Raw genomic sequence first — 23,682 nt, forward strand, 5'->3', positions numbered from 1 at the left:
CCAGCGTGTCCGACCTGCGGGTCTTTGCAGCGGCGCGCGGATACACCGTACCTGCCGAAGATGGCGAGTGTAGCCAGATGCTGATGCAGTCGATGGACTTTCTGGAAGGCAGGTCCTGGCGTGGTCAGCGCTCCAGCGCATCTCAGCCTCTATCCTGGCCGCGCTCCGGCGTACGCTTCGATGGTGTGGACCTGCCGGATGATGCTATTCCACAGCGCCTGATTGATGCCCAATGCCGCCTGGCTATCGAGTCGCAGGAGATTGATCTCACGCCGTCGGTCTCCGGTGGCGGCGCGGTCATAGCTGAGAGCGTACAGGGGGCCGTCTCTGTGCAGTACGAGCCGGGAACGAATAAGTCCACTCCATCATTCCCCTGGTTCTATTCCTCGCTGCGCGGGCTTGTGGTGGGCGGCAACCAGGTCCGGATCGAAAGGGGGTAGCATGGCAATCGACTATCGCCGCATGCGCGCTACGGCAACGCGGCTCCTGACGGAGAACGGCAAAGCCTACCAACTGACTCGCGGCGGAACCACCACACGCGATCAGTACGGGAAGGAGGTTATCACCGAGCCTATTACTGCGACCGTTACCGGCGTTATCACCGAATACTCCACGCGTGAAATCGACGGTTCACTGATTGCTACGGGCGATAAGAAACTGGCGGCCACGTTTGAAACGGAAGTGCGCATTGGCGACCTCATTGATATCGACGGCAAAAAGTGGCGCGTGGTTCAGCCGAATCCGGTTAAGCCCGCAGATGTGCTGATCTCCTACAACATCCAACTGAGGACCTGATTATGACCAGTTCTGCAAATCAGCCGTTCCTGGCTGCCATTCAGCTGTTCGTAGATGGTTCAAAGCAGGAGATTGAGGAGGCGGTACGCCGGACGGGTATCAAAATCCTCGGGCGGTTGGTGGACATGTCACCTGTCGGGCAGCCAGAAATCTGGCAGGTAAACCAGACGGCATCAGCCTATAACACCGCGGTGCGAGAGCATAACGCGGCGCTGCGTGATGATCCGGCCAACCTTACAAAAGCAGGTCGGCTCAGGCGAGGCCTGCGTGTCAACGATTCGATGGACATCAAAAAGCCAGAGGGTTATGTCGGCGGGCGATTCAAAAATAACTGGTATGTGGGTCTCGACAGCCAGCCTACAGAGACGAACGATACCCCAGATGCTTCCGGGCAGGGTTCCAACTCCCGCGGGCTGGCGGTGCTCGAAGTGTTCCGGGTGGGGCAGGTGAACTCGATTTACTTCACCAATAACCTGCCATATGCCCCGGCGCTGGAGAATGGTCATTCGAATCAGGCGCCCGGCGGCATGGTCGGACTGACCGCATTGGATGCTGCGCAATATTTCCGAGAGGCAATGAGCGAGGTACGCAATGGTCGGTGATCAGTCCATGCGAATAGCTGACCTGCTGGAGAGCCGGGTAGCCATAATCACGGCTTCTCTCGGCTTGCCGATCGCCTGGCCGAATATTGTATTCGATCCACCGGATGCGCCATACGCCTGTGTTTATGTTTTACCTGCACAAACTGTAGGTCAGGACATAGAAGGTCTGATGCGTACCTATCAGGGGATCTTGCAGGTAAACATCATTACTCCCGCAGGCTCAGGCGTGAGCCAGGCGAGAGGGCTTGCCCAGTCGGTGGCAGATGCATTCCCTGAAGGACTGCCGCTGGTGGACGGTGATCTGACGGTTTACATCAACGGGCCGCCGCAGGTGAGACAACCCATCCAGGACCGGCCAACCTCGGCGCCCAACGGGTCCAGTGGCTCCATAACCTACACCATTCCCGTCAGCATGCAGTACCGCGCTGACTACTGACCCGCCAGATGGCGGGTTTTTTATTACCTAAATTCAGGAGAGTGCTATGGCATTCGCAATCCCTAACGGCTCGCGTGTGAACGTGGCCAAGGCCTATCAAGCCCCAATCACCTTTACCGCAGCCTCTAACGCGACGGAATGCGAACTGACCGTTGCATCGGCCTCCGGCATTCTGGCCGGTGACGTAGTTCAGGTGAGTTCCGGCTGGTTAAAGCTTGATAACATGGTGCTGCGCGTAAAATCGGTGACCAGTAATAAAATCGTGCTGGAAGCATTCGATACTACCGACACCACCAAATTCCCGGCAGGCACTGGCGCGGGCACGCTGCGCAAAATCGACTCATGGATCACCATGCCTCAGGTGATGACACTATCAACTGAAGGTGGTGACCAGCAGACCATCAGCGTGCAGTTCCTGGAAGATGACAAAGCGCGAACCATCCCAACGTTTAAAAACGCGGTGGTTCAGGTTTACACCTTTGCACACGACCCTCAACTGGCGATCTACAAACGCCTCATTGACCTGGATGACTCCAGCGACACAACGGCGGTCTGGTTCCATAACCCACGCGGCAAAGCCGATCGTTTCTACTCAGCCAAAGTATCGTTCCAGCGCGTACCGCGCACGGAAATCAACGCCGTGGAAAGTAACGAGGCGCGCATGAACTTCGAATCGGACATGCAGATTTACCCGATCGCCGATTCATCCGTGACGCCGCTGGCGTTCCTGACCGACCTGCCGGCCACCAAATCGGTTGCCACAGGCGCAGCGCTGGATCTGGCGGTGGTAATGAAGGGCGGCTCAGCACCTTACACCTACGTTTGGAAGAAAGGCAGCACCGCTATTCCGGGCAAAACCGCCTCGACGTTCAACATTCCATCTGTGGTATCCGGTGATGCTGGTTCTTACACCTGCGAAGTCACTGACGCGGCGGGTAAAACTATCACCTCTGCTGCTTGCGCCGTCACGGTCAGCTAACCAATCAGGCCCGGTACGCCGGGCTTTCTTCGCTACTGAAACCAAAGTCTTTTTTAGGAACCGTAATGACCAAATTTTCTCTGATCCCCAACCCAACTTTTTCTGTGACCGCGAGCATTCCACGCGCTGGTGCCGAAGACGGCAAGCTGACGTTCACTTTCCGCCATAAAACGCTTGAAGAGCTGCGCTCTATGGACGAAAAGCTGCAAAAGGATGCTGAAGGTAAAAAGGCTGCTATCGAGCCGCAGGCCGACTACCTCATGGAAATTGTCGAGGGGTGGGCGCTGCCGGACGAGTTTAACCGCGAGAACGTTATTGTCCTCCTGCGGAACTATCCACGCGCGTTCGACAGCATCGGTCTGGCATACACCAAAGAGCTGATGGGTATCCGCGAAAAAAACTGAGGCAGGTCGCCGCAGCGTTGTACACGCCGGGACCGACGCTCGCGGAGCTGAGCGCTTTTGGTTTGACGCCTGAGGACGTGGAGGAAGAGGTGGGGATCCTGCCCTCTGTGTGGAAGTCTTTCACCATCTTCTCTGCCCTGGCAACCCAGTGGCGCGTCGGCGCGAGCGGGGCGACCGGCCTTGATTATAACGTTCTCCCCTGGATGTTCGAGTTACACGGGGTTGAGGATGCGGCGGCCTGCATGGCTGACCTTCAGATTATGGAAAGCGAGGCTCTCAAGGTAATGCATAAGGAGACGAAATAATGACTGACCAAATCGCCTCGATTACTTTGCGGGCCGATGTATCCGACCTGAAAACAGCCAGCAATGAACTGGATAGGCTCGGCGAGGCGGCTGCTGGTGCCGTAGATAAAGCCGATGACCTGAATAGCGTATTCCGCGCTGGGGCTGAATCTGCGAAGCAGGGCAGCGAAGGGCTGAAAGAGCAGCAGAACGCGCTCAAAGGGCTGCTCGAGAATATCGACCCGGTTACCAAGGCCTTAAACCGCCTGGATGAGCAGCAAGAATCACTGCGGAAATTTCAGGCCAAAGGTTTCCTGGATACCGAGACCTTTCAGGCTTACAACAAAATCCTGGACGACACCCGTCTCAAGCTGACCGATACCGGAGAAGCCGCGGCGCGCGCTCAGGCCGAATTAGCCGCTACCCAGGCGGCAGAGAAGCAGTCCGCAGCGTTAAAGAACCTGCTGGGTTCCATCGACCCGACAGTCCGTGCGTTCAACTCACTGGATGAACAGTACGCACAGCTGGTGGCACATTTCGAAGCCGGGCGTATCAACGGCGCTCAGTTTGAGCACTTCAACACAATCCTTAACCAGACGCGTGAACGCCTCTCTGGTGTCGCTGACGTTCTGCCGGAGGCGCTATCCCGGCAGGAAGCTGCTGCCCGGCGCGCTGGAATCTCCGTTGGCCAGTACAGCGCAGCGATGCGTACGCTTCCGGCACAGTTCACCGATATCGCCACGCAACTGGCTGGCGGTCAGTCGCCGTTCCTGATCCTGCTGCAACAGGGCGGGCAGATTAAAGACCAGTTTGGTGGAGTGAAAGGCGCGCTGACTGGTGTAGGCGATTATTTACGCACTCTGATTGGTTTCATTAATCCGGTGACAGTGGGTATTGGCGGCCTAGTGGTTGGCCTTGGAGCAATAGCTGTAGCTTGGTACAAAGGCAGTCAAGAAGCTGGGGAGTTTAATAAGCAGCTCATATTAACCGGGAATTATTCTGCTAGATCGGCGAGCCAACTGGCAGACCTGGCCCAAAAAATTGGTGGTTCAAGCGGTAAAGTAGCCGCAGCTGCTCGTACGCTCGCAGAGGTGGTTGGGGCCGGTACGTTTAAAACCGATCAGCTCGAAACAGTCACAAGAGCGGCATTGGCTATGCAGGAGGCCACCGGCCAGTCTGTAGATACCACTATTAAGAACTTCCAAAAGCTATATGCCAGCCCAACCAAGGCGGCAGAAGATCTTAATTCGACCCTTCACTTTCTGACATCTTCGCAATACGACTACATATCATCACTGGAGCGGCGCGGTGAAAAAGAGGACGCAGCGGAAGCGGCAGCCAAAGCCTACAGCCAGGCTGAGCAGAGGCGCAGCCAGCAAATCCTCGACAATATGGGATTAATCGAGAGGGCCGCTGGCAGCGTCAGTAAAGCACTCAAGGGGATGTGGGACGAGCTTCTGAATATCGGTCGCCCTGATGCTCCAAATGATATGCTTCGGAAAATGCAGGCAGAGTTGGCTGAGCGAGAAAAGGCGCTGCTTCCAGAACGGCAGCGCAAAGGCTATGGGTACAGCTATGATACGAGCAGTAATGATAAGGAATATGACGCTCGTAGGAAGGCACAATTATCTGCGATAAGCGCTTTGAAGGCGCAGATAGGGCCACTTCAGCAAGCCGCACAGCTTCAGGAAGATATCAATGTTTCTGTTCAAAAAGGTATAGAGGTTGATAATAAGCGCACCGATGCGCTGATTTATAGAAACCGCATCCTCGAGCAATCTGCCACTTGGCAAGAGAAACGTAGTAAAGCCCTTTCTGAATTGTGGAAAAATGTCGCACTTGCTCCTGATAAATGGAGTGATCAACAACGCCAACAGGCAGTCGACGCGATAAACAAACAGTTTCACCCAAATAAAACGCCCAAAACTCCAGCCGTTAAGGTGTCTGCTGGTGATCGCTCAACCGACACTTACAATGCTGAGACTTTAGCTCTGCAAGCGCAGCTAAAAACGCTCCAGGAACATCGTGATATCAACGATGTGATTAGCCAGCAGCGTAAGCAGCAATGGGAACTGATTTCCAAAATCAGTATTCTCGAGTCAACGGCAAATGATCCAAAAGGCCGTGCGCTTACCATTGATGAGAAGTCACTTCTCGCCAATAAGGATAAACTTCTCGCTCAGGCTGATATTAATGCCGCACTGGGCGATCAGATTGCCAAACAGCAGAAACTGAACACCCTTGCCGATCAGGCAACAAAATTTGCTCAGCAGCAGGCAGCTAAGCAAGCGGAAATTGACGCAGCGGCTAAAGGGACATCAACCAGAGAGGCGGAGCGGGCGGCAACACGTCAGCGTTTGTCTGAGACCTATGCCTTCAATCCTGACGCGCAAAAAAAAGTTTTGGCTCAGCAGGAAGAGACATACCGGAAAGAAGACGAACTTCGCAGTAATTGGCAGGCTGGAGCAAAGCGCGGATGGGCTGATTATGCGGATTCTGCAACTAACACATTCGAAGCAATGCGTAACGTGGCTGGATCCACATTCAGTGGCCTTTCCGACATGCTAACCAGTTTGGTCACAACTGGTACAGCCAGCTTCAAAGAATTCACCAAATCCATGTTGAAGATGATCGCCGAAGTGACTAACCGGCTGCTGGTCGCCTATGCTGTACAGGCAGCAATGGGCTGGATAAGCGGTGGCAGTGGTGGTGGCAGTACGCCTGGTGGTGCATATGCAAACGCCGCTGCTGGGGTAACCTTCAACGCTAAAGGTGGCGTCTATGATTCCCCAGGTCTCAGTAAATATGTTAACGGTGTTTACGATACGCCTCAGTATTTCACCTTCCAGGGCGCATCGAAATTTGCGAAAGGCGGTGTATTCGCAGAGGCTGGTGAAGAAGCTATCATGCCGCTAACTCGGGATTCTGCCGGGCGTCTCGGTGTGAGGGCGGATGGCGCTGGTGGTTCTGGGCATCAAATCAACGTGGATATCTATGTCGATAACAAAGGTAACGCGACAGCAAATACTAGCGGGGGGGGCGATGCGGCAGCCCGGGCGTTAGCGGAGAGGATGAAGCAATACGTACAGGAAGGCATCATCCGAGCCATCAGGGATGATGGTGCTATCGGTGGGCGCTTTGTGAAAAAGTAATATCATCTCATCGCGTTACATTCTCATATCCCCTGGTTATTATTAGAAAAAAAATATGATACTCAGGGGATGATTGTGAAAAAAATTCTTTGTTTAAGCTTAGCCTGCATCGCACTTGTTGCGTGTAAACCTTCCGAGGAAAAAGCACTACAACTTGGGCAGCAAGAAATTGCGAATGGGTTGATGGACCCGGATAGCGCCAAGTTTAAAATGGTAAGGTTCAACATGGACCAAAACCAGGAGTCCGGGGATGTTGTCAGTGGTTTCGTATGTGGCAGAGTCTCTGGTAAAAATGGGTTTGGTGCGTATGCAGGTTATCATCCTTTTTATGTTCATCTAAAGATGACCTCGAAAGGGATGTTTTCCAAAGGCGTGAGTTATGAAGTAGGAGAGAAAGCTATTTATTCCGATGGAAGAGATGAATCGTGGATAGATCTCGACGGAAACTCTTATGTCAGCCGCTGCGGCCCAACCCCTTCGGAGTAATTTGGTTATGGATAATTACTTTGATGATCCTTTGATCGAACCCGCAATTGAGTGGGTTGTTATCAATCAGAAGGTTTCCATATCGGGCATTCAGCGAAATTTTCGAATAGGTTACAACCGGGCAGGACAACTCGTTGAACTAATGGAAAACATCGGCCTTGTATCACCTCAAGGATTTGATGGTAATCGCACAGTGCTCTGCTCAGAACTTGAAAGCGGGCTTACATTATTCAGGCAATATAAAGACGCTGTTGATGAAGAGCCTGACATGACAAATGTAATCTTATTTCCTGGTAAGAAATGAACCTAGCCCCCTCACGGTAACCAAACAGAATTACAGCCTCGCAAATGCGGGGCTTTTTTTTATGGAGTATATATGGCAGTTGAAACATATAGCTGGCGCTCGCAGCTCGGTGCTGGCGCGATTGAATATAGCCAGGCCGTACGCGCAGCGCAGTTCGGTGATGGCTATGAGCAGGTGGCCGATAACGGGATTAACTCCACGGCTATTCAGGTGCCCATGAAGCACACAAGCACCGAGTCAGAAGTGGACAGGATTCGTGATTTCCTCCTTGCTCATACCGTGAAGGCTTTCATCATTACGCCGCCAGGTGAAGAGAAGGGACTTTACCGCGTCGTAGCCGATTCGGTTCGTAAAACGCAGATCAGCAGCAAATATGCTGAGTTGACGTTCACTATCAAACGGGCTTACGGAGTGTACGCATAATGGCATTAGTCGATCAGGCGGCTATGCTGGCGCCGGGTGGCAGGGTCCGCCTGGTTGAAGTTGACGCCTCAGAGTTCAGTGGCGGGATCCACCGATTCCACTACGCACCTTTCCCCCATACACCCGAAGAGATCGATGTTGCCAATGGAGATGAACAAAAGCTCGGACCCAAGCCAATCGTCTTCGGTGGCAACACCTACGATTTTTGGCCGTTTCAGGTTTCAGGCCTGGAGCTTTCAACAGACCAGGCGGCGGAGCCCACCCTAAGCGTCTCAAACCTTGACGGCCATATCACTGCGCTGTGCCTGCAATATAAGGACATGGTTAACGCCAAAGTGAGCATTATCGATACCTATGCGGTCTATCTCGATGCCGTAAATTACCCTGGTGGCGTAAACCCTACAGCTGATTCGTCAATGTTTACACTTCAGACCTTCTGGCTTGACACCAAAACCTCCGAAGATGATGAGGTGGTTACCTGGGCACTCAGCAGCCCAGCCGATTTGCAGAGCCTTGTGATCCCCACCCGACAAATCACATCGCTTTGTGAATGGGCGCTGCGCGGTCAGTATCGCAGCGGCGATGGATGCACCTATAACGGCACTGCGTATTTCGACGCGAAAGGGAATCAGGTATCAGATCCTGCCCTTGATGTATGTGGCGGTTGCCTCAGTGACTGCCGTAAACGATTTGGCGCTGGCCTGACCGATCCCAACTCTGCAATCCTCGATTTTGGTGGCTTCCCGGCAACCGTTCTCTTCACCCGATAACCGGACGTACCAATGAATAAAACCATAATGGCAGCTATCCGGGCGCATGCACTGGAGGAATCTCCGCGTGAGTGCTGTGGCTTCATTATTCAGTCTGGCCGTTGCCAGCGCTACATTCCTGTTCCGAATACGCACGAAAATCCGACAGAGCATTTTCGCATCGACGGCGAGCACTGGGCTAACGCCGAAGATATCGGGACGATTATTCGCGTCATCCACTCCCACCCGGGCGACGGTGCCCGGCCTATTCCGTCCGATCTGGATCGCCAGCAGTGCAACAACTCCGGCGTGATCTGGGGGATCTACTCACCTGACAGCGATGAATACGCCGAGATAATGCCGGAGGCGGTGCCGCTTATTGGGCGTCCGTTTATCCTGGGCTCGAATGACTGCTGGGGGCTGATTATGGACTGGCACGCCATCCAGGGCGTCACGCTGAACGATTTTCGCGTCGATTACCCGTGGTGGGAAAGCCAGTACCCGGACAACCTTTATTTCGAAAACTGGGAGCGGGAAGGGTTCGTCGAGTGCGATCCGGCACCAGGCTGCATGGTCATCATGCAGATTGATTCTGATAAGTGGAACCACGCGGGCATCATCACTGAAGAAGGTGAACTGCTCCACCACCTTTACGGCCAGCCTTCCTGCATTACCCCGTATGCCCGAGGCTATTTCAAAGACCGCACGATGATCTGCGTTCGTCACAAAAACTTGCCGCAGGAGATAAAGCCATGGCGCGTTTAACCACGATTCGATTGTATGGCGCACTGGGCGCCCGGTTTGGGCGCGTTCACCGGCTGGCAGTGCAGACATCTGCCGAAGCTGTCAAAGCTCTGTGTATCAACTTCGACGGACTGGAAAGCTTTCTGATGAATGCCAAAAAAAACGGCATGACCTTCGCGGTGTTTCGTGGCAAACGCAACATCGGAGAACAGGATTTCAAGGAGCTGGGTGGTGACAGCGATATTCGTATTGCTCCTGTAATGGAGGGGGCAAAAAAAGCAGGATTATTCCAGACGATCCTTGGCGCTGTAATGGTCGTCGCGGGTATCGTGGTGACAGGCCTTTCGTACAGCTGGGCTACACCAGTAGGCGGAGCCATGATTTCTGCTGGCATCGGTATGATGGCCGGCGGCATCTACCAGATGCTTTCTCCCCAGCCCAAAGGGTTACAGGGGCGAGACGATCCTGACAATAAACCCTCTTATGCCTTCGGTGGTTCAGTGAATACCCTTGCGATGGGAAACCCGGTCGCGCTTCTTTATGGTGAGCGAGAGATCGGCGGCGCCATCATCAGTGCAGGCATAGTCGCTGAAGACATCTGATAACACCTTTCTGAATATCAAGCACCCAGTCGGGTGCTTTTTTTATGGATGTAATATGGAAGCGATCACTGGTGCAAAGGGTGGCAGCCAGAAGCAGCACACACCTGTAGAACAGCCTGATTCGGCGCAGTCAATGGCGCGCTGCCGCATGCTGCTGGCGCTCGGGGAAGGTGAGTTTGCTGGTGGTCTGGATGCGACCAGCATTTTCCTGGACGGTACGCCGCTGGGAAACGCCGACGGAACGATGAACTTTGAAAACGTTTCCTGGGCATTTCGGCCGGGAACACAGACCCAGACGCCGATTCCGGGTTTTCCCGCAGTGGAGAACGAAACTACGGTTGGCGTATCGCTGACAAAAGCCACGCCCTGGACGCGCGCGCTGAGTAACACCCAGATTGACGCTGTGCTCGTTCGCATTGGTATTCCGGGTTTGCAGCAGCAGGAAAACGACGGGGATATTGTCGGCACTACCGTAAAGTACCATATCGATCTTGCTGTAGATGGTGGTGCGTTCTCTACGGTCATGACAAGAACCGTGACAGAGAAACTCAGTTCTCTCTATGAACTGACCCATCGCATTAATCTTCCGAAAGCCAGTACAGGCTGGCAGATCCGCGTGGTACGCGACACCGACGACAGCACCAGCCAGATGTTGCAGAATAAAACGCAGGTACAGGCAATCACTGAGGTGATTGATGCGCGCCTGCGTTATCCCCATACGGCGCTGCTGTATGTGTCGTTCAACGCCAAATCGTTCAACAATATCCCGAAGGTTTCCTGTAAGCCTAAGGGGCGCATTATCCGCATCCCTTCGAATTACGATCCGATAGCCAGAACCTATAGCGGCACATGGGACGGGACGTTTAAGTGGGGCTGGACGAATAACCCAGCATGGATCTGGTTCGATGTGCTCACTGAGCCGCGTTTCGGTCTTGGCCGACGCGTCACGGCGCAGATGCTGGATAAGTGGGAGCTTTACCGTATTGCCCAGCGTTGCGATCAAAAAGTACCTGACGGGAAGGGTGGTGACGGTACCGAGCCGCGCTTCATGTTTGATGTCTACATCCAGTCGCAGGCAGATGCGTGGCAGGTAATCAAAGACATCGCCGCAGGGTTCAATGGCATGACGTTCTGGGGCAACAACATGTTTAATGTTGTCTCGGACATGCCGGCGGATACGTCGAAGCTGCAAATCCTTACCCGCGCCTCGGTGGTGGGCAAACCGGTTTACTCGAGCGGCAGTGAAAAGACCCGCTTCTCCAGCGCGCTGATTAACTTCAGCGACCCTGACAATCACTATCAGGACCGCACAACAGCGGTGATGTTCCCGGACCTGGTTAAGCAGTTCAAGTTTAAGCAGACGCAGATCACCGCAATCGGCTGTACGCGCGAGAGCGAAGCACAGCGCCGTGGCGGGTGGGCGGTGTATTCCAACTCACTCGACCGGATTATTACGCTACAGACCGGGCTTGATGGCTATGTCTACGTGCCGGGTACCGTGTTTGCATTTGCTGACGAACGCCTTTCAGGGCGTGTTTATGGCGGGCGTATAACCAGATATAACGCCGGGTTGAAGGCTGTGACAACCGATCGGGGAACCAGTGCCGTTGCGGGTGACACACTGATGATCCGCACACAGGGCGGTACCGTTGAGAGCAGGGTGATCCAGGCCGTAAACGGCACGCAGCTGGTGGTCGCCACGCCTTTCACGGCAGAGCCGTTACCCAACGCTGTATTCGTCATCGATGCCGGGCAGTTGCGCCTGCAATACTTCCGCGTTACGAACCTGAGATTTGATGATGAAGAAAACACCTTCACAATCACCGGGGCCGAATATAACGCATCAAAATATGATGCGGTCGATAACAATGCCCGCCTGGACACGCCGCCAATTAGTCTGATACCAACCGGCCTCGTCAACCAGCCGACCAATATCGTGGTAGCGAACTATGACGCAGTGCGCCAGGGGCAGCGAGTGACTACCCTGACGGCATCCTGGGATGCGCCGGTCGACAAGAACGGCAAACCACAGGCGGATGTCATAGCCTATCGGGTGCAGTGGAAGCGCGGCGACAATGAGTGGGTTAACGTACCGGAGACCGGTCTTCGCAATATCGAAGTGCCTGGCATCTTCGCGGGTGATTATCTGGTCCGTGTGCGCGCGATCAACTCCGGCGGTGCATCGAGTCTCTGGGCAACTTCCGCGCTTACACACCTGAAGGGACGCGCGGGTGAGGTACCCAAACCTGTCGGGCTTAAGGCCTCCGAAGACGTCGTATTCGGAATCAACGTCACCTGGGGATTCCCGACTAATACCGGCGACACCCTGAGCACTGAGCTGCAATACAGCATTGCCGCTGACGGTTCGAATCCGATGCTTTTGGCATCTGTACCGTATCCGCAGAAACTTTATCAGCAGATGGGGCTGAAGGCGGGGCAGGAATTCTGGTACCAGGCGCGGCTTGTCGACAGGATCGGGAATCAGAGCGGATGGACCGACTGGGTGCGCGGGCAGGCCAGCATCGATGTATCCGATATCACCGATGCAATCCTGGAGGACATGAAAGGCTCCGATACGTTCAAAGACTTGATCGAGAACGCGGTGGACAGCAGCGGAAAACTGGCAGAACTGGCTGATGCAATCAAAGAGAACGCGGACGGCCTTGCTGCTGCGGTTGGCTCGAACAAGCAGACCGCTGAAGCAATCATCGGAAACGCGCTGGCTATTGCCGATGTTGTCGTGCGCCAGACAGCCCAACAGGGCGCTAACTCTGCGACATTCGAACAGCTCCGGGAGGTGATCGCTACTGAAACGGAGGCGCGCGTAACGGATGTTACCCGTCTTGAGGCAAAAACTGCGCAGAACGAGGCGGGAGTTACCGAGGTAAGGCAGGCTCTGTCAGATGAAGCTCAGGCGAGGGCTACTGCTGTTGATCAGCTCACTGCGAGCACTCAGGTCATTTCTGATAAAGCTGATTCGGCTTCGAGTAAAGCTGACGCTGCATCAGGTAAGGCAGATGCGGCTGAACAAGCCAGCTCACAAAACACTGCTGATATCACCACGTTGCGACAGGTTGTCACAGACACGACTTCATCAATGGCATCCCGCCTGGAGGAGCTGGGAGCAAGAACCGATACTGCCAGCGGCGGCATCCAGAATAACGCTATCGCGCTAATAACGAGTACGCTGGCGCAGGTTGATCAGCGGGTGAGACTCAGTGCGCAGTACGGTGACAGCAAGGCCGGCATCGATCGTATTGATAACGTCATGGCAAGCGACAGGGAGGCAACAGCACGTTCGCTGCTAAGTTTGCAGACTGACGTGAACGGCAACAAGGCATCCATCAACAGCCTGAATCAGACGTTCTCCGATTACCAGCAGGCCACCGCGACGCAGATAAACGGCATCACGGCGACCATCAACGGGCACACTTCAGCGATCACCACCAACGCGCAGGCCATTGCGAACGTCAACGGCGACCTGAAGGCGATGTACAGCATCAAGGTCGGGTTATCCAGCAATGGTCAGCTTTACGCGGCAGGGATGGGGATCGGCGTGGAGAATACGCCGTCCGGCATGCAGTCGCAGGTTATCTTCCTGGCTGACCGCTTCGCCGTTACTCACCAGGCCGGAGCGACCGTTACGCTTCCGTTCGTTATTCAGAACGGGCAGGTGTTCATCAGAGACGCGCTGATAGGTGAGGGCACCATCAGCAACGCCAAGATCGGCAACTACATCCAGTCCAATAACTATGTCGCTGGCTCAGTCGGATGGAGGCTGGATAAGGGAGGTACGTTTGAGAACTACGGTTCGACAGCTGGTGAGGGAGCCATGAAGCAGACTAATCAAACGATCAGTGTCAAGGATGCCAACAATGTGTTGAGGGTGCAGATCGGGAGAATCACGGGAACATGGTAACGGGAGGCCTCTTACGGGGCCTCTTTTTTTTTCAGGAGGACTGGATGGCGGAATATGGGGTTCAGACATGGGACGCCTCAGGCAATGTAAATAACTATGGCGTTAAGCCTGTCAGCGTTTGTGGCTATCTCCAGCTGGCCCAGAACCAGAAAACAGGCTCTTACACCGTAGCGCTTCCACCGGGTTGCAGGCTGACCTATTTTCAGAGCATGAACGGCGATCAGTTTGGTACGAGTCGGAGGAAGATCACCATTTCAGGGGGAACCGCAACAGTGTCAGCAGCAGGCGATACCGACTACTCAGCAGGGACTGAGCCTGCGGCAGCGGCTTATCTCATTTTCCAGATCGAGAGGGCATAAATGGCGGAGTATGGCGTTTTACTGACGACGACCAGCGGGGAAGTATGGGTGACCGCGAACAGCTCGCCAATCGCTCTACAGGAACGAAAGACAGCGGCACTTCAGGGAACATCGGGGTTTAATACCAGAGTGACGCACACATTCCCCGCAGGTCAGCCTGTTGTCGCCTTCGTTCATTGCACGGTAGAGGTCGAAATCACTCAGACGATAAGCGGGAACACCATCACGATTGATTTTCTCAGACCGAATGCAACCGGCACAGCGTACGTTTATTTTTTCTCTATTTTCCCGCAGACAAAGCCAGACTACGGGCTGGCTGTGTGGGATGCATCAGGGACGCTGATTTTAACAAACGAAACGCGCACGCTGAGCGATGTTGTCACCCTCGGTACCGCCGGGGTGGATGCCAGCTCAGGATACAACATCAATACAACTCTGGCGGGGAAGTGGGCCTGTATGCCTGCCATGCTGGGGCTAATTACCGGGGTTATATCGGCTGGCGGTCAGCCGCAGCCATACTCGGCCATATACAAGAGCATGGCAAAACTTGAGGGAAGCAATACGCGGATATTCGCCAGGCCGCAGACAACCCCCGGCGGCAACCTTCAAAACGTCGCGTATTCGAATCTGAGGAACGTGATTATGGCCATTAACTGCGCCAATTATGATTGATCGTTTTGAGCGATCAATTTCGAATAATTGATCTACCAAATCAATTATATCCCGTTGATTCATATTGTTATTGTGTAGCTCCATGAATGCCCTGGGATATAACCCCTATGAAAAATATGATTCTTTGCCTGGCGGTAGCGGTATTGCTCTCCGGTTGCGCTGGCGTTATTGAGAAGCAGCAACCCGTATGCACCGGAACAGCCCTGGTCGGCGGACAGGAAAGCGGCGTCCAGATCTACGGAGTCCGTAAACAAAACAATCAGACGCAGTACCGAGCTGGTTATCCCTTTAACTGGTCATGGGTGAGCGCCAACACGTTCACCAGCACCACCTGCCACTAACCCATTCAGTTTTGAACAAACCCCGCTCCGGCGGGGTTTTTTATTGCCTGGAGAAAACATGATTTATACTACTGGCACTATCGCCATCAGCGGAAACACACTTACAGGTACCGGCACAAACTTCACTGCTGCTGGATCTCTTATTCGTAACGGATGTACCGTTATTGCAATGACCAGCCCTGTGCAGGTATTTCAGATTACCACCATTGGCAGCGCAACAAGTCTCACCGTAACGCCAGCGGCTAACCCAGCAGTTCCCGCCGGAACCCGATTTGCCATTCTTCTGAGTGACAGTCTGAGCGTGGATGGTCTGGCGCAGGATATCGCTGAAACCTTCACGATGTACCAGCGCTACATGAGCGGGTTCGCTGATGTAATGAACGGGACATCTGATGTCACCATAACTATCAATGGCACTGCCGTTACCGTACCGGGTCAAAAATCGCTGGCGAAGAAAGGTGCAAACAAAGACATTACCAGCCTGAGCGGATTAACAACTGCTCTCAGCATCGATCAGGGCGGTACGGGAGCGAAAACAGCTAATGACGCACTAACAGCACTTGGTGCTCTTAGTCTTAGCGGTGGTACGTTAACAAATGCCCTGAATATCGCCGGTATTGCCGGTAACCCTTACGCTTTCACCGTTGAAGGACTTTCAACTGTTGGTAGTGTATGGGCTCATACAGTGATGGTTAACGGTACTCCTCGCTTCAGGGCAGGTGTTGCAGGCATTGGTGGTGCCGTCTCTTACCAAATCGCAGGAAGAAATAATGGCACCGATGCATTCTCAACAATGCTGTCCGTGAAGCCAGGCTCAGTTGTTTACACTTCTGAAAATACCACTAAAGCCTCCGATGGCACGCTGAAAGCAGCTTCGCCGGTGGCCAGAATCGTGAAATCTCAGAACGAGAATCAGCGCACAGATATTGATGAAAATGATTTTATCTGGTGCGGATGCGGTACGGCGAATGCAGAAGCTGAAGGAATCAGTATTTCTCGTCTTGATGTAGGTGTTTATACGCTTACCGGTTCAGCCGGTCTGGCTTCTTCTGGCTGGCAACTCCTCCCGCCTATGGACCCTGGCGGCATGGGGGAGCTGGGTGTTGTTGAAGCAGAGCAGACAGAAAGCGGTGGGCTGACGATTCGGCTTTTTAAGCGGAAATACATACTCAACGAAGAAGGCGAAATTGTTAAAACGAAAGGGGCTCTTATAGATGTTCCTGCCAATAGCTGGATCGACGTTCGCCTCGATATGCCAGAGGATAGCATCTGGAAAACAAGAGCTTCCGAAGCTTCTCTTGAACTGACAGAGCAGCCTGAGGACATTCAGCCTTAAAAATTAATAGGCGAACCCAAATTGATCTGCATTCCATTTGAAACTACTGTATATAAACACAGTAATAAAGGGAGTGCAGATTATGCCCCGAATTTCAGATATTCAGGCCGCCTTTATTGCGGCCATAGAGCTTAACCCAAAGGGCTACCGCTACCTGAGAACAGACAGCTTTATAGAAAAGTTGCGTGGTTTTAACTGGCACTTCACCCGAGCCGACGCCAATGCATGGATAGAGCGCAATCAGCCAGGCTTCGCTGACAAGACGACAGACGGCAGTGATAACAGATACTGGATCCTGCGCAACATGGGGAGAGTTCTCTAATGGGATTTGCATCACCTGCTACCGATTACGTCGAACGCCAACTTTCTCCATCCGTTCTGTGCAACATAGGGGCCGAAAGCAGGGTGCTTGAAACAGATGTTGGGTTTGCAGTCATTGAGCCAGCCACGAAAAAAAGGCCAGGAGATGTGTTGTTAATTTTGTGCGACGGCCACACACAATTTGCAATCTCATGGGCATGGCGCTCATTACGGATGATGGTGAAGCGATTGAGGAATCAGCGCTTGAAGGAGTGGAAGTGCTGGGTAGGGTGACGTTCTTCATCAACCGCGCGCTGGGTGATGATGACTGCCCAACAATTTAATTTACATTGCTTAACCGTAGCCACTCGTTATCACTCGATGAACAGGAGATCATATGCAGCCGATCGTTTGGCGAACGCATTACTGACTATGAGCAAATGCGACAGGCGATTTGCAGCTATGTGGCCCGTGGAGCTGAAAAGCTACGTGGTGAGCATCAGTACTGCCGTTTTATATCCGCTTTCGTTAAGACCTCACCATTTGCCCTTAATGAGCCATATTACGGAAACAGCGCATCGGTAAGGCTGCTCACGCCAACGCAGGACAGCAGAGACATCATCAACGCCGCGGTAAAGTGCCTGGACAAAATCTGGAAAGACGGAAACCGGTACCAGAAGGCAGGTATTATGCTGGGCGACTTCTTCAGCTAGGGTGTGGCCCAGCTCAACCTGTTCGACGACAGAGCGCCTCGAGCTGGTAGCGAGAAGTTAATGGAAGTGCTGGATCACTTGAACGCGAAAGATGGGAAAGGAACTCTTTATTTTGCCGGCCAGGGCATTCAGCAGCAATGGCAGATGAAGCGTGAAATGCTTTCTCCGCGCTACACCACCAGGTTCACCGACCTTCTGAAAGTGCGTTGATTTTAAGCTATACTTATTTCAATAGTTCGAATCATCAATATGATTTCTATCCGAGTAACTTAATTGAATAATCTTAGATTGAGATTAAAGTCGTGCAAGGAAGATATATTTGGAAAGATCCGCGATGCGAAACCGGACAAAATTACATTTGATGATATTTATAATTTAAATATTCTCGTATCATAAAACGTAATCTATCATAGTAAACGATGAGGTCTGATGTTAATATGACCTCAACTAATATTGATTAAGTGACATTAGTGCCGCAAAATAATCATCAATAAGGTTGACGAAGCTGTTGTTCAAAAAAATATGGCCTGAGTTGTCAATTGATAAAAGCTTATTTTCCTCAGCAGAAGATAAAATCCTGTTAATTTGAGGTCTGGAGATCTTAAGTTTAGAGTATAAGGATGAGCGTGTGCAATTAGTTTTATACAGACTGGAATGGTAACCAATAATCTGATTATAAAGATGGAACATGATTATGCGGCCACCGACTCTTTCTAGGAAAACTTTCGTTAAGGGCACAAAAGAAGTAATCGAGTAGCCAAGAACCAGATGAGATGAGTAATTACTAATTACATTAATGAGTCCTTTATTATATATATTCCCACTTTTAATTGCAACTAGATCCTCATAATCACTTCTCTTTACTCTTGGAAACGACACTCTTATAAAGAACAAAAACATTTCTGTTATCCCTTTATTAGTGGGTTCAATTAACAATTCTCTCCTATCATGATATTTTCTTGAAATAGTGATGCTTTTTTTTACGCTTAATGTGTTGATTATTGAGGTGATGCTGTTCTCACTGATGCCAAAATTATCATTGCATGTTTTTTTTGTGATGGATAAGGTTTCATCTTTTCCTATAAAGAAACCACGGCAAAGTAATGTTATTGCATCTAGTCTTTTTTGCTTTGTGCAATAGTTATAAAAAGACGGGTTGGAATTATAAGCCAATTCATTTGCAAGGCTGAATCTTTTAACTCTAAATTTAAATGTTGAGTGACCTTTAAGAATTTCTTTTTTTATAAGAGTCTTTTCAATATATGTGAGCATTTGACAACCATTAATTAAATTTAGTATGTAAGTTTAATTGGAGTTTTTGGTTTGTCAATTAATGAGTAATACTTTTGTTTTTTAAAGGATTTTATACCTCAGTTAGTGTAAGGATATTCGTTGCTATTTTAATTAGATGTTTTGTGATATTTTCATTTGAAGCTACTATTCATTGCATGGGCAAGTTAAATAACTAAAAAAACTTACTAAATTTTTGTTGGTACAGTAGCTTACATTATACAGTTTAGAGCTGAATACACCTGTGATTATAAAACCTATTGAATAAATGTTGGTCGATAGATATGAGGGTGATCATGTGAACTTCATTTAAGGAAAGCGAAAGTAATGATAAATGGAGTCTCTATCGCGAACTATCAATTTCAAGTGAAAATGTCTGAATATAACATTGTGAATCAATTTCATTGTTCTTTTGTTACGAGGTGTTTTTTTACTCGAAGTGGTTAATATTTACACAAACATTTTATTGATGTCACATTCAGAAAATACTGAATATGAATTGTACCCTTAGAATGGCTGATTGACGATAGATGCCGTGAATAAAGTCCGCTCGATGTAGTAGGGCTATTCTTATTGCCCATGAGGTTTGAACGCTCTGCTTGTGGCCGCAGTCTCGACGCGCGCGTTTATCAGCGGGGCCTTATCCCACCAACCGGGCGCGTAGCCCCAGAACACCGGATCGAGATGTAACTGCTCATCGCGTTCGCTAAGCAACAGAATTATTGTGCCTGGCGCCACGTTGTAACGGCCGATAGGTTCCGGGTCATAGGCAATGTCACTATCGCCTTCATCGGCCAGGTAGGCCAGATATTCTTCACGGGTTTGGGCTTGTGCAAAACGTCCACACATAGAAACCTCCAGTCAGTCAGACTGAAAGTATAGGCCAGGGAGAAAAAGAGGTGCGCACCGAAACATTATGATTTTGAAACAGGGGCACGTTGGAAGTCAGGTAGACGGTAAAGCTGGTCGTTGAGAAACTGCAAGGAGCTAGGCAATGTTAAAGTGTTGGGCTATTTACGTCCCGAAGCGGTTGTCGTTCGTTAATTGAACGAAATGCGAATGTTTAGAGTGGGTGAAGGGGCATTTTTGAGAGAGATTCTTCCCCAAAACGATACACAACCTACTGAATAGCATGAGGTTTTATTAGTAGTGAAAATGGTGCAAATCAATGCCTTAATTACAAGTTAACTTATTGTTTAGAAAGAATAAAAACGATATTTGGATAGTATGCTTCGCCCATATCTTCGGCGGCGGGTACGCGGCGGGGTATTACGCTTACCTGTGGACGCAAATGCTGGCGGACGATGGCTATCAGTGGTTTGTCGAGCAGGGTGGTTTGACCCGCGAAAACGGACAGACATTCCGCGAGGCGATTTTGTCCCGCGGCAACAGCACTGATCTAGCTGAACTTTACCGGAACTGGCGCGGGCACGATCCGAAGATCGAACCGATGCTGGAGAATCGCGGATTGAGTGCGTAAGGCTTTTTTAGTGTGTAAACAGAACCGGGCGCGAGGCCCGGTTTTTTGTACGCTTTGGTCCGCTTTGTGTCTGAAAGGTACATTGAGACAGGTATAATTACGGGCCATTAGTCGCTGCGATAAAAGAGGGTTACTGAAATAGCATCGCCAGTAACACCAGGAACAGCAGCATGACATAGATTCGTGCGTGCCAAATATCAGGTACAGCAGGTATAACCCGACGGCTAAAAACTATTCCTGCCCAGCCTGTTAGTACCAACATACCTAAAATTTTCAGGTTGATAAAACCGAGAAATCCATTCACAGGAATAGTTTGCCAGCCAATAACTGCATACGTCACGGCACCACATAGCGCGACGGGCAGGGAAAGCGGATTAGAAGCACTAATGCATTCACGCATCGCATAACCATGGCGCCGTAACAGGGGTACCGTCATTACGCTTCCGCCCACGCCAAGCAATGCGGCTATCATACCAATGGTCACTCCGCCGCCCGTTACTACAGGAAATGACAAGCGACGCAGAGAACTTCCTCCGAGAAAACCCTTACGCAACAAACAATCGCTGATTGTTGCCAGCATGTAGAAAATGAACAGCGCGCGAACAACACTCTCACTAAATATTCCTGCCAGACAGGAACCCACGATAGCCCCAATGGCTATAAACCATAGTAACGGGAATAACATTTGCGATGAAAGCTCGCAAGCTCGCCAGTTTCGATAGGTGACCCAGCCCGCGTTAAATATCATCACCGATGTAGAGGTAGCAACCGCGATATGCATGGCGTTTAGTGCCAGTTCGGTCTGCCGTAGCATTAGTTGATAAACGAATGGTACTACGACAAAGCCGCCGCCAAAGCCAAAAAGCACGGTGGTAATACCGGTAGTAAAGCCTGCCAACGCAATGATTGCGATATCATTCAAAATCATACCCTCGACCTGAAAATGATTTCGCAGCTTATACCGGTAGCGTCCTGCTTCCCATTAGCGCCGCGCTCAATTACCTTTGTAAATCGGTCATAAGGAGACGGGTGTGCGCAACGTAAAGATTGAAGAGGTCGAGCAGCTAGATCGTGAAGTGGTAGCGATAGGCAATGACTATGTGCAGGGATTTATGCTGCCACAGCACAAACATCGCCGCGCGCAGCTGCTATATGGCGCGACCGGATTAATGCATGTCATAACCCAGGATGGAGAGTGGATTGTTCCTCCACAACATGCTGTTTGGATCCCACCCGAAACTATGCACGCCGTCAAATTTGTTGGCGTGACCACTCGCAGTCTGTATATAGAACCAGATTTCGTGAATGCCTTCTTAAAATATCCTCGTTGTGAAGTTATTAGCGTATCGCCATTATTACGTCAGCTATTGCTTGAGTCAGTGGATTTACCGCCACTGTATGAAAGCACGCGTGACCGTGCACTGATAAATCTGATGATATTGGAGCTGGCGGCTATGCCGGTTCGCGAATTCGATATTCCGCTGCCGCGACATCCGGCCCTACTGGCTCTTTGTCAGGCGTTTTTACTCAATCCCTCAATCCATGATCCAGCAGAGCGCTGGGCAAATGCGCTGTTCATGAGCGACAGCACCTTTCGTCGCCATTTCCTTAAGCAAATGGGCATGTCATTTTCTGTCTGGCGCCAACGAGCATGCGTGGTTAGCGCGCTGGCATTGTTGATAACGGGAAAACCCGTAAATGAAGTAGCCTTGACTCTTGGATACGATAATGCATCATCCTTCGCAACGATGTTCCGCCGTGTCACAGGACAGCCACCTTCGTATTATCACCCGGCATTATTCAAAAAGTTCCACGGGACAGGGCACCGATCATAGCGTCAGCTATGTACCAGCTAAAGAGGCTGCCACGTCAAATTCTTTAATTCATGAGAAGGGTTAAGGTGTTAAAATCGTAGGCGTTTTGGATCTTAATACTATTAAATAATGATAAATAAAATACTGGTCAGTGCCTGCCTGATGGGCCTTAAAGTCCGTTATAACGGGAAAGAGAAAGCGCAGATGACTCATCAACTTGCTCGCTGGCAACAGGAGCAGCGACTGGTGATCCACTGCCCTGAGTTGGCTGCGGGGCTACCTGTTCCGAGACCACCCGCTGAGATTATGTCTGCTGAGGGTAAAGACGTAATGCGTGGACAAGCCAGTATAATTGAAAACACCGGAACAGATGTTACCGGGCATTATCAACTTGCAGCCTGGCTGGCTCTGCGAGCAGCACAAGAAGCAGGATGTACTGCTGCTTTGTTAACTGATGGTAGTCCAACGTGCGGAACTCAGTTTATCTACAACGGTTCTTTCAGTAATCAGCGTAAATCGGGTATGGGAGTGGCAGCGTCATTACTCTCCGAGCATGGTATTGCGGTATTTTCAGAAACTCAGTTTGCGGAGCTTGTGAACTGGATTGAAGAAAGGGAATGAACGATTCTCCAGGATTAACGCCGAGCGGCATTGCTTCCTGGTCATAATGGGTATGCAGCTCATTTTTCCATTTTATGAGCCACCTCGATTAACTCCGCCCCCTGATTCTTCACGTTCCCCACGGCGCGAGTTACAGCATGCCAAATAAACTCGTCGGCGGGTACTGTACCGTCGGCAATGATCTCTTCCGCTTTTTTCCCGCCAACATCCTGTCGCATCCATTCTCTTGCTGCTTCTGGCGACAGAACCAGCGGCCGTCGATCGTGTATATCAATGAGGCCTTTATCCGCAGCAGAGGTCACTATGAGAAATCCCTCGGCTTCATCGCCGCGCTCAAACGGCGTACTGCCGATCGCCGCCATGAATATCGGCTGCCCGTCGGCCCGATGAATAAAATACGGCTGTTTCTTGTCGCCTTCCTTTTTCCATTCGAACCACCCATCGGCAAAGCAGATCGCCCGGCCATGCTGCCAAAGAGGTTTAAACATTCTGCTGGTGGCTGCGGTTTCTACACGCGCGTTAATCAGTGGTGCTTTGTCCCACCATCCAGGCGCGTAGCCCCAGAATACCGGATCGAGGTGCAGTTGTTCGTCACGTTCGCTTAACAGCAGCACTTTGGTACCGGGCGCAACGTTGTAGCGGCCAATGGGTTCAGGGTCATATGCGATATCGCGTTCGCCTTCGTCGGCCAGGTAAGCCAGATATTCTTCACGGGTTTGGGCTTGTGCAAAACGTCCACACATAGAAACCTCCAGTCAGTCAGACTGAAAGTATAGGGCAGGGAGAAAAAGTCGCGTGGGCATGCTTCTGAGATTGAACCGATGCTGGAAAATCGCGGCCTGAATACACAGGGGTATTGTTAGTTGAAAACAGAGCC

General features: G+C 51.3%; 25 protein-coding genes and 4 pseudogenes. 25 read left to right on the top strand and 4 right to left on the bottom strand.

The features are described from left to right. Positions 1-5: 5 nt before the first annotated feature. From RY075_RS10840 to RY075_RS10945, 22 genes and pseudogenes are all read left to right on the top strand, one after another. A complete protein-coding gene (locus tag RY075_RS10840; protein ID WP_252052527.1) occupies positions 6-440 on the top strand; it encodes a DnaT-like ssDNA-binding protein in 435 nt (144 codons plus the stop codon). A gap of 1 nt (position 441) precedes the next feature. Beyond that, positions 442-795 carry a hypothetical protein gene (locus RY075_RS10845; protein WP_022651630.1) on the top strand — a complete coding sequence of 118 codons (354 nt, stop codon included), beginning with the start codon at positions 442-444 and terminating at the stop codon, positions 793-795. A 2-nt stretch (positions 796-797) separates the two neighbouring features. Beyond that, complete coding sequence (locus RY075_RS10850) at positions 798-1,397, top strand: hypothetical protein (protein WP_265185569.1); 600 nt, start codon at positions 798-800, stop codon at positions 1,395-1,397. Next, positions 1,387-1,833, top strand: a complete 447-nt coding sequence (locus tag RY075_RS10855; RefSeq protein ID WP_338628580.1) for a phage tail terminator-like protein — start codon at positions 1,387-1,389, stop codon at positions 1,831-1,833. Before RY075_RS10850 ends, RY075_RS10855 begins: the two co-directional genes overlap by 11 nt. Before the next feature lie 46 nt (positions 1,834-1,879). Next, positions 1,880-2,812, top strand: a complete 933-nt coding sequence (locus RY075_RS10860) for a phage tail tube protein (protein WP_180252533.1) — start codon at positions 1,880-1,882, stop codon at positions 2,810-2,812. A gap of 65 nt (positions 2,813-2,877) precedes the next feature. Next, complete coding sequence (locus RY075_RS10865; protein ID WP_058683392.1) at positions 2,878-3,216, top strand: phage tail assembly chaperone; 339 nt, start codon at positions 2,878-2,880, stop codon at positions 3,214-3,216. 17 nt (positions 3,217-3,233) lie between these two features. Continuing rightward, a complete protein-coding gene (locus RY075_RS10870) occupies positions 3,234-3,521 on the top strand; it encodes a DUF1799 domain-containing protein (RefSeq protein ID WP_045626282.1) in 288 nt (95 codons plus the stop codon). After that, entirely contained in the window at positions 3,521-6,652 is a 3,132-nt protein-coding gene (locus RY075_RS10875; protein WP_338628582.1) for a phage tail tape measure protein, read from the top strand. The genes RY075_RS10870 and RY075_RS10875 overlap by 1 nt, the downstream gene beginning before the upstream one ends. 69 nt (positions 6,653-6,721) lie before the next feature. Next, on the top strand, positions 6,722-7,138 hold the full coding sequence (locus RY075_RS10880) for a hypothetical protein (protein WP_338628583.1): 417 nt from the start codon (positions 6,722-6,724) through the stop codon (positions 7,136-7,138). Between the two features lie 7 nt (positions 7,139-7,145). Next, positions 7,146-7,442, top strand: a complete 297-nt coding sequence (locus tag RY075_RS10885) for a DNA translocase FtsK (protein ID WP_181510980.1) — start codon at positions 7,146-7,148, stop codon at positions 7,440-7,442. Positions 7,443-7,514: 72 nt separating this feature from the next. Further along, on the top strand, positions 7,515-7,865 hold the full coding sequence (locus RY075_RS10890) for a phage tail protein (protein ID WP_332971790.1): 351 nt from the start codon (positions 7,515-7,517) through the stop codon (positions 7,863-7,865). After that, on the top strand, positions 7,865-8,635 hold the full coding sequence (locus RY075_RS10895) for a phage minor tail protein L (protein WP_338628584.1): 771 nt from the start codon (positions 7,865-7,867) through the stop codon (positions 8,633-8,635). The genes RY075_RS10890 and RY075_RS10895 overlap by 1 nt, the downstream gene beginning before the upstream one ends. 12 nt (positions 8,636-8,647) lie before the next feature. Beyond that, the gene (locus RY075_RS10900; RefSeq protein WP_332971788.1) at positions 8,648-9,379 is read left to right on the top strand and encodes a C40 family peptidase; all 732 of its coding nucleotides are present in this window, start codon (positions 8,648-8,650) and stop codon (positions 9,377-9,379) included. Then, the gene (locus RY075_RS10905) at positions 9,367-9,960 is read left to right on the top strand and encodes a tail assembly protein (RefSeq protein ID WP_045346858.1); all 594 of its coding nucleotides are present in this window, start codon (positions 9,367-9,369) and stop codon (positions 9,958-9,960) included. The genes RY075_RS10900 and RY075_RS10905 overlap by 13 nt, the downstream gene beginning before the upstream one ends. 55 nt (positions 9,961-10,015) lie before the next feature. After that, on the top strand, positions 10,016-13,879 hold the full coding sequence (locus tag RY075_RS10910) for a DUF1983 domain-containing protein (RefSeq protein WP_338628586.1): 3,864 nt from the start codon (positions 10,016-10,018) through the stop codon (positions 13,877-13,879). Between the two features lie 44 nt (positions 13,880-13,923). Then, positions 13,924-14,238, top strand: a complete 315-nt coding sequence (locus RY075_RS10915) for a hypothetical protein (protein WP_006809146.1) — start codon at positions 13,924-13,926, stop codon at positions 14,236-14,238. Continuing rightward, the gene (locus tag RY075_RS10920; RefSeq protein ID WP_338628588.1) at positions 14,239-14,910 is read left to right on the top strand and encodes a hypothetical protein; all 672 of its coding nucleotides are present in this window, start codon (positions 14,239-14,241) and stop codon (positions 14,908-14,910) included. It abuts the gene before it with no gap. A gap of 107 nt (positions 14,911-15,017) precedes the next feature. After that, positions 15,018-15,251 carry a cor protein gene (locus tag RY075_RS10925; protein ID WP_338628589.1) on the top strand — a complete coding sequence of 78 codons (234 nt, stop codon included), beginning with the start codon at positions 15,018-15,020 and terminating at the stop codon, positions 15,249-15,251. Between the two features lie 58 nt (positions 15,252-15,309). Further along, positions 15,310-16,587 (top strand): phage tail protein, encoded by a 1,278-nt coding sequence (locus RY075_RS10930; RefSeq protein WP_338628590.1) that lies wholly within the window; start codon positions 15,310-15,312, stop codon positions 16,585-16,587. 82 nt (positions 16,588-16,669) lie between these two features. Then, positions 16,670-16,909 (top strand): hypothetical protein, encoded by a 240-nt coding sequence (locus RY075_RS10935; RefSeq protein WP_022650864.1) that lies wholly within the window; start codon positions 16,670-16,672, stop codon positions 16,907-16,909. Continuing rightward, positions 16,909-17,231: pseudogene (locus RY075_RS10940) on the top strand (hypothetical protein). The gene RY075_RS10935 and the pseudogene RY075_RS10940 overlap by 1 nt, the downstream one beginning before the upstream one ends. A gap of 39 nt (positions 17,232-17,270) precedes the next feature. Continuing rightward, a pseudogene (locus RY075_RS10945) lies at positions 17,271-17,810 on the top strand (DUF4113 domain-containing protein); the annotation flags it as partial. A gap of 237 nt (positions 17,811-18,047) precedes the next feature. Here RY075_RS10945 and RY075_RS10950 read toward each other — a convergent pair. Both RY075_RS10950 and RY075_RS10955 read right to left on the bottom strand, forming a co-directional pair. Next, a complete protein-coding gene (locus RY075_RS10950) occupies positions 18,048-18,872 on the bottom strand; it encodes a hypothetical protein (RefSeq protein WP_072139821.1) in 825 nt (274 codons plus the stop codon). Between the two features lie 600 nt (positions 18,873-19,472). Beyond that, positions 19,473-19,739: pseudogene (locus RY075_RS10955) on the bottom strand (SOS response-associated peptidase family protein); the annotation flags it as partial. Positions 19,740-20,121: 382 nt separating this feature from the next. Between RY075_RS10955 and RY075_RS10960 the strand changes: the two are divergent. After that, positions 20,122-20,370: pseudogene (locus tag RY075_RS10960) on the top strand (M3 family metallopeptidase); the annotation flags it as partial. A gap of 130 nt (positions 20,371-20,500) precedes the next feature. Here the strand turns inward: RY075_RS10960 and RY075_RS10965 are convergent. Further along, a complete protein-coding gene (locus tag RY075_RS10965) occupies positions 20,501-21,292 on the bottom strand; it encodes a sulfite exporter TauE/SafE family protein (RefSeq protein ID WP_032610216.1) in 792 nt (263 codons plus the stop codon). 109 nt (positions 21,293-21,401) lie between these two features. Here RY075_RS10965 and RY075_RS10970 point away from each other — a divergent pair, with 109 nt between their 5' ends. Both RY075_RS10970 and RY075_RS10975 read left to right on the top strand, forming a co-directional pair. After that, positions 21,402-22,205 carry a helix-turn-helix transcriptional regulator gene (locus RY075_RS10970; protein WP_039268873.1) on the top strand — a complete coding sequence of 268 codons (804 nt, stop codon included), beginning with the start codon at positions 21,402-21,404 and terminating at the stop codon, positions 22,203-22,205. Positions 22,206-22,313: 108 nt separating this feature from the next. Then, positions 22,314-22,805, top strand: coding sequence for a DUF523 domain-containing protein (locus RY075_RS10975; RefSeq protein ID WP_325773786.1), 492 nt, complete (start codon positions 22,314-22,316; stop codon positions 22,803-22,805). 59 nt (positions 22,806-22,864) lie between these two features. Here the strand turns inward: RY075_RS10975 and RY075_RS10980 are convergent, their stop codons facing one another. After that, a complete protein-coding gene (locus tag RY075_RS10980) occupies positions 22,865-23,548 on the bottom strand; it encodes an SOS response-associated peptidase (RefSeq protein ID WP_023324586.1) in 684 nt (227 codons plus the stop codon). Positions 23,549-23,682: the final 134 nt, after the last annotated feature.

The organism is Enterobacter sp. JJBC (genome assembly GCF_036936505.1).
In the GTDB taxonomy this organism is placed as follows: Bacteria; Pseudomonadota; Gammaproteobacteria; order Enterobacterales; family Enterobacteriaceae; genus Enterobacter; species Enterobacter hormaechei_C.